Annotated in this window: 11 protein-coding genes and 1 tRNA gene; 10 read left to right on the forward strand and 2 right to left on the reverse strand. The window is 40.2% G+C overall.

Features of this window, described 5'->3' with window-relative positions; all coding sequences use genetic code 11:
- Positions 1-42: 42 nt before the first annotated feature.
- Complete coding sequence (locus J5A56_RS03835; protein ID WP_021672337.1) at positions 43-789, reverse strand: porin family protein; 747 nt, start codon at positions 787-789, stop codon at positions 43-45.
- 355 nt (positions 790-1,144) lie between these two features.
- On the opposite strand from J5A56_RS03835, the gene J5A56_RS03840 reads away from it, so the two are divergent.
- Positions 1,145-1,312, forward strand: coding sequence for a 4Fe-4S binding protein (locus J5A56_RS03840; protein ID WP_021672336.1), 168 nt, complete (start codon positions 1,145-1,147; stop codon positions 1,310-1,312).
- Between the two features lie 717 nt (positions 1,313-2,029).
- On the opposite strand, the gene J5A56_RS03845 is transcribed toward J5A56_RS03840, so the two are convergent.
- Positions 2,030-2,103, reverse strand: a tRNA-Met gene (locus J5A56_RS03845).
- 449 nt (positions 2,104-2,552) lie between these two features.
- Between J5A56_RS03845 and J5A56_RS03850 the strand changes: the two genes are divergently transcribed.
- The 9 genes from J5A56_RS03850 (at position 2,553) to J5A56_RS03890 (ending at position 12,873) form a co-directional block, all read left to right on the forward strand.
- Positions 2,553-2,945: an START-like domain-containing protein gene (locus J5A56_RS03850; RefSeq protein ID WP_021672335.1), complete on the forward strand. Its 393-nt coding sequence runs from the start codon at positions 2,553-2,555 to the stop codon at positions 2,943-2,945.
- 401 nt (positions 2,946-3,346) lie between these two features.
- On the forward strand, positions 3,347-5,275 hold the full coding sequence (locus J5A56_RS03855; RefSeq protein WP_021672334.1) for an LptF/LptG family permease: 1,929 nt from the start codon (positions 3,347-3,349) through the stop codon (positions 5,273-5,275).
- Positions 5,276-5,297: 22 nt separating this feature from the next.
- On the forward strand, positions 5,298-6,503 hold the full coding sequence (locus J5A56_RS03860; RefSeq protein WP_036920082.1) for a bifunctional 3,4-dihydroxy-2-butanone-4-phosphate synthase/GTP cyclohydrolase II: 1,206 nt from the start codon (positions 5,298-5,300) through the stop codon (positions 6,501-6,503).
- A gap of 833 nt (positions 6,504-7,336) precedes the next feature.
- A complete protein-coding gene (locus J5A56_RS03865; RefSeq protein ID WP_021672332.1) occupies positions 7,337-8,530 on the forward strand; it encodes a pyridoxal phosphate-dependent aminotransferase in 1,194 nt (397 codons plus the stop codon).
- A 228-nt stretch (positions 8,531-8,758) separates the two neighbouring features.
- Positions 8,759-9,598, forward strand: coding sequence for a MotA/TolQ/ExbB proton channel family protein (locus tag J5A56_RS03870; protein ID WP_021672331.1), 840 nt, complete (start codon positions 8,759-8,761; stop codon positions 9,596-9,598).
- A gap of 30 nt (positions 9,599-9,628) precedes the next feature.
- The gene (locus J5A56_RS03875) at positions 9,629-10,279 is read left to right on the forward strand and encodes an ExbD/TolR family protein (RefSeq protein WP_021672330.1); all 651 of its coding nucleotides are present in this window, start codon (positions 9,629-9,631) and stop codon (positions 10,277-10,279) included.
- A 12-nt stretch (positions 10,280-10,291) separates the two neighbouring features.
- Positions 10,292-10,978 (forward strand): ExbD/TolR family protein, encoded by a 687-nt coding sequence (locus tag J5A56_RS03880; protein ID WP_021672329.1) that lies wholly within the window; start codon positions 10,292-10,294, stop codon positions 10,976-10,978.
- A gap of 34 nt (positions 10,979-11,012) precedes the next feature.
- Positions 11,013-11,894 (forward strand): energy transducer TonB, encoded by an 882-nt coding sequence (locus J5A56_RS03885; RefSeq protein WP_021672328.1) that lies wholly within the window; start codon positions 11,013-11,015, stop codon positions 11,892-11,894.
- A 13-nt stretch (positions 11,895-11,907) separates the two neighbouring features.
- Complete coding sequence (locus J5A56_RS03890) at positions 11,908-12,873, forward strand: PstS family phosphate ABC transporter substrate-binding protein (protein WP_036920080.1); 966 nt, start codon at positions 11,908-11,910, stop codon at positions 12,871-12,873.
- The last annotated feature ends 126 nt before the right edge of the window (positions 12,874-12,999 follow it).

Consider the following 12,999-nt stretch of genomic DNA (forward strand, 5'->3'; position numbering starts at 1 on the left):
AAATCTTTTATGCTATATCTATTTGCTTGATAAATAAAGGATTTACTCGAAGTAGAAAGTAAGGGCTATCATCTTTGCTTGTGTTTCGTTGACAGAGTTGGTATACATGAGCATATTTTTGTCTTGAAGATTCTTAGAATGATTCTTGTCAAGACTATTTATAAGACTGTACATGAACTTTAATTCTGGACGTAACTTGAAGTAGGGGAGATAGAAATCGCATCCGAGTCCTACTTCTACGAAGACATCGCTACGTTTGAGCTTGATGTAATCATTGTCTTTACCTGAGAGATTGAGCATAGGATTCAGTCCCAACATCACGTAAGGACGATGGTTATTAAAGCGTGGAGCAGCTGCAATGAGGTCGAAAGCACAAGAAACGTATGCTGTTTTGAGGTCTTGCACTTGCTCCGTAGGTTCGCCTTGCGCATTAAGGTCTGTGATATTGCGGAAAGTCAGATGTCGTGTACCAAAGTACATGGCAGGAGCCATACGCAGCTGAAAAGTAGAATTGATTCGTAACTCACCCAATACGCCCACCGTAAATCCTGCATCCCAGCGGTCTTGGTCGGCTGAGACAATCTTCTGAACCATTCCGTTGCCATCGCCAAGGTCGACCATCTGTGGACCAACATTGTTGAGTTCAAGGTCTTGCAGATGTGTGCCAACGAGTACACCGAAATGAAAATCACGCAAATCCGTATAGGGGCGGTTCTGCACTCTTCGTTCCTGTGCGTGGCTTGTAAGTGCGGAAGCCAATAGGGTGAGGGCTACTAATATTTTTTTCATAATTAATCTTCAAACGTATTTCTTCTGCTTTTATTGTCTATATGATTGACGTTGTCGTCTGTCTCTTGGGCTTAATCATCCTTTTTAGGTAGTCGTTAATTAGAATGTTTTTATTTAAGAAGAGCTTGTATGCCTTTCTGTTATTAAAAGTCTTGTTTCCTTAATCGTCAAATTATCAGTGTTTTATATTTATTTTCAACTTCTATTTTTTATTTTTATGGCGTCTAAATATTTGTAATATTTACTATTATGTTTAGGTATTTAAGAATTTATTTCTACCTTTGCATCATCAAATTTAGGTATTGAAGCCTATTTGTAATACAAGAACATTATTAACATTATAAATTTTTATATTATGGCTTACGTAATTGGTAATGATTGTATCGCTTGTGGTACATGTATCGACGAATGTCCAGTAGGGGCAATCTCTGAGGGTGAGATCTATAAGATTGATGCAGACGCATGTACTGAGTGTGGTACTTGTGCATCAGTTTGTCCAAGTGAGGCTATCAGCCTCCCATAAGGTTTTATAACCTGTTACTGATTAAAATCACAAGGCGAGTCGAAAGGCTCGCCTTTTTTTGTTATAGCGTTAATGATAGGCAGTTGTTCATAAGAGACGGTACATTACCTTAGATAGGTTCTTAGTCTAATCGTGTGTCTTTATTTTCATTGGCTTCTATAACGAATTGTGTGGATTGTTTGAATCCAGAAATATTGTCTGCATTCATAGACAGAAGTTATTTGTTCCTCCTTCCCTTAGTGCTTTAGAAGCATTGTTCTACAAACAAAACAATAACCTATTCTCCATCCGAGATGGTTTAGATTTCCGAATTTATGCTTTGGGAGTAAGAGAATAAAAGAAGAATTACTTTCTTATTTTGCTCTAAATATTACGATTTGCGATTAAGTAGAATTGTGTAAGTATAAGCTCATTAACGCTATAGGCTGGTTTAAGGTTTTAATTTTCACTATGTTAGTGCATGTTTACCATCACAGTCTGTTGTGCTAATATATTTCATGCGTGGTGCGGAGGCTTAGCACAAATGGTGCGGAGGCTTAACACCATATGTGTGGAGGGTTAATTTCACTTTGATATGCACATAATTCCGCAGAAGTTTACGAGGCATTCAGTTCCTTGAAGAAATGACACACAGAGAGGAACAGAGCGACAACGTTTTTTACCCAACTGGTGCAAAAAAAAGGGGATATGTCTATTTTGACACACCCTCTTCTCTTGTAGCGGGACGGGGCTACGATCCCCGGACCTCCGGATTATGAATCCGACGCTCTAACCAACTGAGCTATCCCGCCGTCCATTAACTTTCGTTCTTGAAAGCGGGTGCAAAGGTATGAAGAAAATGTCATACTCGCAAATATTACGTTGTTTTTTTAACGAATACTCAAGAAAAAGTTTTATATTTGCATTTGATAAGAGGTGAGAACGGCAATATAACATGTTGTTGCTTTATGTATTATCTGCGTTTCTTAGATAATGATAATATCTATAGATTTATCTAATTGTTACGCTTTAAGGCAATAAAATAGGGAGTTTACTCGTTGAGAGAGTGTCTCTCTGTTTGATACAAGATAAGCGAGTTGCAGTTCTGACATGAGGTAGACAATACATTTTAACGGCTACTTATGCTTCTGCTTAATCAAGCCATATATGACGAACGATTTTTAATAAGGATGTCAGATTGAGTTTGACGGCAGAGAAGAGAGAGTTGTAATTTGAATAATATTAACCATAATATTTGGAAATGAGTAAGAAGATCGAACTGGAATACGAATTGAAAACTCGGTCGGGGAATGCTGTGTGGGCACTGATTAGTACGCCAATTGGTTTGAAGAAGTGGTTGGCAGATGATGTGATGATGGATGAGGATGTGACAACTTTCGTCTGGGGTGACCCACTTCGCGAACACGATACGCATACGGCAACTGTTGTTGATATGATGAAAAATGATTATATACGTTTTCATTGGGACTCTTCAGAGAGCGACTCTTATTGGGAGATAAAGATGTACCATAGTGAGATTGCTGGTAACTATCATCTCTTGGTTACTGATTTCGCAGATGATGATGATGTAGAAGGGTTGGAACAACTATGGAATCAAAATATTGATCGCCTGCATCGTATAACAGGAATGTAGGCAGATGTGAATAAATTATGGTGAGAATAGGGTCTATGATGCGATGTTAGTTTAATCGCTCACATGCTCTATTTTTTTTGTTTTGATGGCTTGAAACTTATTTTGTTTTATCACATAAGAACAGACAAAGAGTTTCTTCGGTTTTCTTTCTGTGAAGTCATGCTTCTTTGTAAGATATGAGGATGAAAGGGAAATATAATAAACGAAGATTGTGAGTGCTGTTATAGGAAAGACACAGGTTAAAGAATAAAAATACTAAAAAAGACCATTACTCTGATATTTTTATGTAATTTTGCAAAAGGTAAGTCGGAGTTTACAGATTGAAAACAAGTTCTCTTTGTTTTTGCTTGTTATAGCTTTGCACATAAAATAAGGGAGAATAAGGCCCTCATTATTATATCATGTTTCAAATCAAGAAGTTAGATGTCTTTATTGCCAAGCAGTTTGGCATGCTTTTCATGGGAACATTCTTCATCAGCTTGTTTGTGTTGATGATGCAGTTCTTATGGCGATATGTCGATGACTTGATAGGAAAAGGATTGTCCATGGATGTTCTTGGGCAATTTTTTTGGTACATGAGCTTGATGATGGTACCACAGGCTCTTCCGTTAGCAATACTTCTTTCGTCGCTTATCTCCTATGGTAACCTTGGTGAGAGTTCAGAGTTGACAGCCATTAAAGCCGCAGGAATCTCTTTGATTCAGTCGTTTAGAGGGTTGATAGTTATAAGTATATTTATTGCTTTTGGGTCGTTTTATTTCCAAAATAATGTGGGACCAATCGCACATAAACATATTGCACAGCTGCTTATCTCTATGAAACAGAAGAGTCCTGAACTGGAAATCCCTGAGGGAATCTTCTATGATGGTATTCCACAAACCAATCTTTATGTAGAGAAGAAGGATTTAAAGACCGGACACCTATATAATATTATGGTGTACCGAATGACGGATAGCTACGAAGATCAAGCTATTATCCTTGCCGATTCAGGTATGTTGCAGTCGACAGCGGACAAGAAACATCTTGTTCTGAACCTATGGAGCGGAGAGTGGTTTGAGAATATGCGCTCGCAAGAAATGGGTAATAGTGCCAGTGTCCCTTATCGTCGTGAGACCTTTGCACATAAGCATATCGTTCTTGACTTCGATGGTGACTTCAACCTTACGGATATGGCTGGTATCTCAAATGATGCCCGAACGAAAAGTATTCAGAAGATACAGCATGATAAGGATTCCTTAGTACATGTTTATGATAGTGTGGGTAAAGCTTTCTATAAGGACGCACAGACGATTTATTATCGAGAACCTAAGCTTAAAGTTTCCGAAAAGAAGGAGGCTGTTAAACTATCAAGAGAAAAGGCTTTTAATGTAGATTCTGCATTTAATAAGCTACCACCAGATCAGCGTCGTTATGTTGTCGACCAAGCTTTGTCAACCGTTCAGCAAGAAGTTAGCGACCTTGATTTCAAGAGTATGATAACCAGTGATGGTGATAAGGTCATTCGATTGCATGATATTGAGACGATTAATAAGTTCACTTTGTCGTTGATATGTATCATCTTCTTCTTTATTGGTGCACCACTCGGTGCAATTATCCGTAAGGGAGGATTGGGAATACCTATCATTATCAGTGTTATCGTGTTCATTATCTTTTATATTCTTGATAATACGGGTTATCGAATGGCACGTCAGGGGGATTGGGCAATATGGTTTGGTAAAGGACTTTCTATGGCTGTTCTCATTCCGATGGCGGTGTTCTTCACTTACAAGGCAAACAACGATTCTGCCGTATTTAATGCTGATATGTACAGGCTTCTGTTGATGAAGATGTTCGGAATACGTGTTAAACGTAGCATTTCCAGCAAGGAAGTCATCTTGCACGACCCTGATTATCGCAAGGCGGCAGAACAACTTAGCGATTTGAACGTAAGAATTGCAGCGTATGCTAAGACACGTAGACTCAAGTCTGCACCTAATATAATAAAGGTGTTCTTCCGTTATCATACGGATCATGTGATTGAAAAGATTAATGATGAGCTTGAAAATGTCATTGATGACTTGAGCAATACACGTAACAAAGTCATTATGACAGAACTTAACAAATACCCAATATTAGCAGTAAAGGCACATACAAGACCATTTGACCATAAGTGGTTAAATATTCTTGCAGCTATTATAGTACCTGCTGGTATCTTCTTCTATTTCCGTATGTGGCGTTTCCGCTTACGTCTTTACCGCGACCTTCGTACCATTATTAGTTGTAATGATATGATTATTGCAGAGATACAACGTATAAAAACAATGGAAGAATCAATGGGTATTGGTATTTGAAATAATAAAAATCAGTAACTATATGGAAGAATTTAAACTTGATAGCATCGAAGATGCACTGAAAGACTTTCGGGAAGGAAAGTTCGTTATCGTAGTAGATGACGAAGACCGAGAGAATGAGGGTGACCTTATCATGGCTGCTGAAATGATTACGCCAGAGAAGGTTAACTTTATGTTGAAGAATGCACGAGGTGTGCTCTGTGTGCCTATTACGCTCTCACGTGCTGAAGAATTGGACCTGCCTCACCAAGTTTCTGATAACACTTCAGTACTTGGTACTCCATTCACTGTCACGGTTGATAAGTTGGAAGGTTGTACAACAGGTGTGTCAGCTCATGACCGTGCCGAGACCATCAAGGCATTGGCCGATCCAAAGTCTACTCCTCAGACCTTTGGTCGTCCTGGGCATATCAATCCGCTTTATGCTCAAGATAATGGCGTTCTGCGTCGTTCAGGGCATACTGAAGCGGCTGTTGACCTCTGTAAGCTATCAGGCTGTTTCCCAGCTGGTGTGCTGATGGAGATTATGAATGAAGATGGTACGATGGCTCGTATGCCCGACTTGCAGAAGCGTGCAAAGGAGTGGGATATGAAGATTATCAGTATCAAGGATATTATCGCCTATCGCCTGAAGAAAGAATCAAGTATTGTTGTTGGTGAAAAGGTAAAACTCCCTACTGAATATGGTATGTTTCACTTGATTCCTTTCCGTCAAGCAAATGGTTTGGAAAACATGGCTCTTATCAAGGGTACATGGAAAGAGGATGAGCCAGTACTTGTGCGTGTACACTCATCATGTGCAACGGGTGACATCCTTGGTAGTCAGCGTTGTGATTGTGGCGAACAACTTCATAAGGCGATGGAGATGATTGAGAAAGAAGGCAAGGGGGTTATCATCTATATGCAGCAGGAAGGTCGTGGCATTGGTTTGATGAATAAGATTGCAGCCTATAAGTTGCAAGACCAAGGTCTTGATACGGTTGAGGCTAACCTTCATCTTGGTTTCCGCCCTGATGAACGTGATTATGGTTGTGGGGCACAGATGTTGCGCCATCTTGGTATTCATAAGATGCGCCTGATAACAAATAACCCAACGAAGCGAGTTGGTCTGGAGGCTTATGGTTTGGAGATAGAGGAGAATGTTCCTATTGAGGTTACTCCAAACAAGTTTGACTACCGTTATTTGAAGACTAAGCGTGATCGTATGGGACACGACCTGCATCTTTAAGATGGGTTCTATTAATTAGCTTTGTCATATATCGGACTCTCTTCGGCTGAAATTGTCAGTTTACGTAGTCATTATGCTCGCATAACTTCTTCGTTCACTATCAATTTGCCCTCGAAGATACTTTCGGAAGATGACAAAGCTAATTAATAAACTCCACCTTATAAATATAAAACTACGATATACTTTGAACGAGGTTTATCATCAAGAAGAATGACTATTCCTTCAAAAAGGTTAGGGATGTGATAGAGCTTACCCCTTCTAATGGGAAAGAACAAAAGAGAGATACTGCTTTTGTGAGACGATTTGTCCTAATTTTTTCATCACCTCGTTTTCTATTGACGCTAAATTGGCTTCTAAAAGATGCCCAATTGAGGTTCAAAAGGTGCTCTTTAAGGCTTCAATAGATGCCCTTTTGAAAGCCAATTAAGCATCTTTTAATGTCTGGTTCTGTAATGGCTTGATAGCTTGATAGTTATAAGTAGGCTTTTATAAACTTATAAGCGTTGATCTCCCTCAATTTATCATAGGTGTTTTGTAAATATATTTCTAATACGATAGAGGTGGATGTTGTCCTTAATATAATTATCATGATGGCTTTGACTTATATTGCTGATTGCAGTTTATGAGTATATTAATTAAAGAATGTACAAATTCATTTTGTATAGTTTGAGCTATGGAATTTCTCATTTATTATATTATTTCCTTATCATCAACTGACAAATCGGCACTAAAATTCTTATATTGATAAAATAAAGAAAGAAAAGTTGCGTTATCAAACTGAAATTACGTACTTTTGTAGCTAATATTATTTATAAAGACAAATAAAGTTCAATATGGCACAGCTATCAGAGCGTTTAAACCGATTGGCACCTTCTGAGACATTAGCAATGTCGCAGAAGAGTAGTGAAATGAAAGCGCAGGGAATTGATGTTATCAATATGAGTGTGGGCGAACCAGACTTCATGACTCCTGATCATATTAAGGAGGCGGGTAAGAAAGCTATTGATGATAACTACTCAAAATATTCCCCTGTGCCAGGCTATTCCGTTCTGAGAGAAGCCATTTCAAATAAATTAAAGAAGGAGAATAATCTTGATTATACTGCTTCGGAGATTATTGTTGGGACAGGTGGTAAGCAGGGAGTTTGCAATACTATTTTGGCTTTGGTAAATCCAGGTGATGAGGTGATTATTCCAGCACCTTATTGGGTAAGCTATCCACAGATGGTAAAGCTCGCTGGTGGTGTTCCTGTTATTGTGTCTGCAGGTATTGAGCAGGATTTCAAGATTACAGCTGAACAGTTGGAGAAAGCTATTACCCCAAAGACAAAGATGATTATTCTTTGTTCTCCAAGTAATCCTACGGGTAGTGTCTATTCCGCAGAAGAGTTAGATGCTTTGGCAAAGGTTATTTTAGCACATGACGACTTGTTTGTTCTTTCAGATGAGATTTACGAACACATTAATTATATAGGTGGTCATTGCAGTATTGCATCTTGCCCAGGCATGAAAGAACGTACGATCCTCTGTAATGGAGTAAGTAAGGCTTATGCTATGACGGGTTGGCGTATTGGATGGGTCGCAGCTCCAGAATGGATTGTTAAGGGACTCAATAAACTGCAGGGACAATATACGTCAGGTACGTGTAGTGTTAGTCAGATGGCAGCTGTTGCAGCATACGTGGATGATCAGACCTGTGTTGCAGAGTATCGTGAGGCTTTCCGTCGTCGTCGTGACTTAATCGTAAGTTTAGCAAAGGAAATTCCTGGACTTGAGGTTAATGTGCCACAAGGGGCGTTCTATCTATTCCCTAAATGTTCCAGTTTCTTTGGAAAGACGGATGGCAAGCATATAATCAACAGCTCGTCAGACCTTGCTATGTATATTCTTGAAGAGGGAGGAGTGGCAACAGTGGGAGGTGATGCTTTCGGATCTCCAGAGTGTTTTAGAATGAGTTATGCAACAAGTGATGATAACATAAAGGAAGCATTACGCCGCATTAAAGAAGTACTTTCAAAACTAAAATAGCATCCGAAAGAGCAAATAGTAATTAAAATGAGATAAAAGCAGTGTACTTTTAACTGTTAAATGTTATTAATCGTGTCTTTAATTTTCTTTTAATTACTATCTTTGCGGAGATAAGAAGCCCCAGCGAGCATTGATTTACAATGGAAATCACACACAAAGGCTTATAAATCAGAAAGATATTAACAAATTAATTCATTAATAACCTAAAAATTAAATTTTTATCAAATTATGGCAACTACACAACAAAAAGCAGCCCCACAGAAGAAGTCTGAGGGTTTCACAGGAGTTAGAGGTGCATTCTGGATTATTGTCGTTTGCGCTATCGTTGCGTTCACATTGTTCTACACATGGTTCGGTAACCCAATGCACTTCCAGGATGGAGCAGCACGTGAGAACCCTGCTGACGTTTGGGGTACTATCTTTAAGGGTGGCGTAGTCGTTCCAGTTATCCACACGCTCTTGTTAACAGTGCTCGCTATGTCTATTGAGCGTTGGATGGCTCTAAAGACTGCTTTCGGTAAGGGTGCCCTTCCAAAGTTCGTTGCAAACATCAAGAGTGCTCTTAACGCTAATGACCTTGCTAAGGCTAACCAGCTCTGCGATCAGCAGAAAGGTTCTGTAGCAAATGTTGTTAAGGCTTCTTTGAATGCTTACAAGGATATGGAGACTGGTGCTAATGCAAACTTGAAGAAGGCTCAGAAGGTAGCTAAGATTCAGCAGGCTCATGAGGAGGCTACTCAGCTTGAGATGCCAACTCTGACAATGAACCTCCCTATCATTGCTACTCTCGTAACACTTGGTACTCTTACTGGTCTTCTCGGTACTGTAACTGGTATGATCAAGTCGTTCTCTGCTCTTGCTGCAGGTGGTGGCGCTGACTCAGCTGCACTTTCTGCTGGTATTTCTGAGGCGTTGATCAACACCGCATTCGGTATCGCAACATCTTGGTGTGCGGTAGTTTCTTATGGTTACTACTCAAACAAGGTTGACAAGTTGACTTTCGCCCTCGATGAGGTTGGTTATTCTATCGCTCAGACATACGAAGTAAACCACACAGACGAGGCTTAATTTTTGCTAACCCTTTAATAATTTATCGCTATGGGTAAAGTAAAAGTTAAGAAGAGTGACACCTTTATCGACATGACGCCTATGTCAGACGTTATGACCCTGCTGCTTACCTTCTTCATGCTGACATCTACGTTCGTTAAGAACGAGCCAGTGAAGGTAAATACTCCAGGTTCTGTGTCTGAAACAAAGGTGCCTGAGAATGGTGTCCTGACAATTCTCGTTAGTCCTCAAAAAGGACCTAATGGAACGCCTACTGGCGAAGGCCAGGTTTTCTTGAGCTACGATAATACCAATGAGTTGGGGCAAATCGTAGACAATATGGGCGTAACATTGACTCCTGCACAGAAGAAAACTTTTGTTGCTGAGTCTACATTTGGTGCTCCACTCGATAAGCTGGCTGCTTATTTATCTAAGCCAGCAGCAGAGCGTGGCAAAGAACTCCCTAAGATGGGTATTCCTCTCGATAGTATCCAAGGACAGGAGATGACTGAGTTCCAGCAGTGGGTTAACGCAGCCCGCCAAGTGAACCCTAAGGTTAGACTTGCTATCAAGTCAGACGCAGATTCTCCTTATGGTACCGTTAAGAAGGTAATGAGCGAACTCCAAGATATGGATGAGAGCCATTACTATATGATCACACAGTTGGACGCTAAAAAGGCTGCACAAGCAGCTAATAAGTAAGGAGATCAAAGTATGGAAATGATGGATACAGGAAAAGGAGGCGGCAAGCAGAAGAAGATGACCGTCCGCGTAGACTTTACGCCGATGGTAGATATGCTTATGTTGCTGATTACTTTCTTCATGCTTTGTACTTCACTTAGCAAGCCTTCAACTATGGAGTTGACGATGCCAAGTAATGATAAAACTCAGAAAGAAAACCAGAAGAATGAAGCCAAAGAGTCACACTCTATAACGATTTACATTGCTGATGGAGATAAAATCTTCTATGGTAATGGTAAGCCAGAGTATGATAACGCTAATTGGCTGAAGCCTGCCGACTGGAGTAACACCCAGAGTGGTATTCGCTACGTTCTTCAGCATAAGCAAGTAGGTGACCCTTCTACAGGCGAGGCTATCACTATCCCTTATCAGGATATGGACATCGCTGTGAAGGAACTGAATCGTAAGAAACAGGAAAATCCAAAGGCTTATCCAGATAGTATTTATCAGTCTGAGTTGACTGCGATCAAAACTGGTACAATCAATGGCAAAAAGGTTTCAACCATGACTGTCATTATTAAACCAACTGATCAAGCATCTTATCGTCATTTGGTAGATATCCTCGATGAAATGCAGATTTCATATATTGGAACTTACGTCATTGACAAGCTGACAGACCAAGACAAGGCACTCTTAGCCAAGAAAGGTATCAAGGCTTAATCACTGATTCGTAAACAATTAAAGAAAGAAAACAATGGCAAAAATAGATTTATGCGATCCTAAATGGGTCGACATGGTGTTCGCCGACAAGAACAAGGAGTACGGTGCATACAAGCTTCGTAAAACTGTTTCTCAGCGTAACATCAAGGCGTTAGCTATTCTGCTTTGTGCTGCATTCCTCGGTGGTGGTTACTTAGCATATCAGATTAAGAAGCACAACGATGAATTAGCTGCCCAAGCGGCTTATGCAGCTAAGATGGAATTGGCAGCTCTTGAACAGGCTAAGAAAGATCAGGCTGAACGTAAGAAGCAGCAGAAGAAGGAAGAGCCTAAGAAGATTGAACCAGAGAAGGTTGTTCCCGAAACTCGTGCAACTGTTAAATTTACTGCCCCTGTCATCAAGGATGATAAGGACGTAAAGGAAGAGATGCCTCCAATGGTCAAGATGAACAAGGAGACCAAGGCTGTCGGTGTTGAGAACAAGGAGGGTACGGAAGACCGTACTGAAACTGCAGCTCGTAGCACCGTAGCTACTCCAGAACAGATTGTACCAAAGATTGAGAAGCCTGTTGTAGAAGCACCAAAGCCAGAGCCAAAAGAGGACGTTGAGAAAAAGGTCTTCACAGTGGCAGAGGTTATGCCTTCATTCCCTAATGTAAATGCTTGGTTGGCTTCACATATCCAATACCCAGCAGTTGCAGCAGAGAATGGTGTGCAGGGACGTGTTATCGTTAAGTTCGTTGTAGGACGTGATGGTAGCGTTAGTCAGGCACAGATTGTTCGTGGTGTTGACCAGGCACTCGACCGTGAGGCACTTCGTGTTGTTAACAGCATGCCAAAGTGGTCTCCAGGTATGAACAATGGTCAGCCAGCAAACGTTTGGTTCACTCTCCCTATTACTTTCAAACTGCAGTAAAAGCAAATTTTATATGAAAAGATCCAGATTCTACATAACAGTAGGATTGATGTTATCCTTTGTGTTTCTTCTGTCTGCTTGCGGACAGGGGAAACGCAAGGACGGCAGAACAGATACACCGACGTCAGGGACGATTAAGTTCGCCTCTGACGAAAGTTTTAGTCCTATTATAGAGGAATTGTTACAGAATTATCAGTTCCGCTACCCAGAAACTCACTTGTTGCCAATCTACACAGATGACAACAAAGGTATGCAACTGCTCCTCGACCAGAAAGTTAATCTTTTCTTTACTTCTCATGTGTTGAAGAAAGGAGAAGATGCTATGTTACGAGGGAAAGGTCCTATCCCAGCGGTTTTCCCGATAGGATATGATGGAATTGCTTTCATCGTTAACAATGCTAATGCAGACTCATGTATTACGGTTACCGATGTTAAGAAGATTCTCAGTGGTCAGATTACAAAATGGAATCAGTTGAACCCTAAGAATGATAAAGGGAATATTGAAGTTGTCTTTGATAACAAGGCTTCAGCAACATTGCATTATGTCGTTGACTCAATTTTAGGTGGAAAGAACATCAAGAGTGCGAACATCGTTGCCGCAAATAACAGTAAGTCGGTTGTTGACTATGTTCATAAAACTCCTAACGCCATAGGTGTTATTGGGTCAAATTGGTTGAACGACCATCGTGACTCAACAAACACAACTTTTAAGAAAGATATTAGAGTAGTTGGTCTTTCAAAGACTACAGTTGCTCAGCCTGCTAATAGTTGGCAGCCTTATCAGGCTTACCTGTTGGATGGAAGATATCCTTTCGTAAGAACTATTTATGCTATTGTGGCAGACCCACATAAAGCTTTGCCTTGGGCATTCGCAAACTTTGTAACCAATCCAATTGGTCAGAAGATTATCTTTAAGGCTGGTCTCTTACCTTATCGCGGAGAAATCAATATTCGTGAGGTTGAGGTGAAGACTGAATAGTTAAGTTATTGATAGCATTACTTGTAAATTATAGCAATAGAAGCGTAATATAAAGGAATTTATAAGTTTCTAAGACGTTTTCTTGCCACTTGCAGTGTATTTGTGCTTATAAAATTAAACTATATG

The organism is Prevotella melaninogenica (assembly GCF_018128065.1).
Taxonomy (GTDB): domain Bacteria; phylum Bacteroidota; class Bacteroidia; order Bacteroidales; family Bacteroidaceae; genus Prevotella.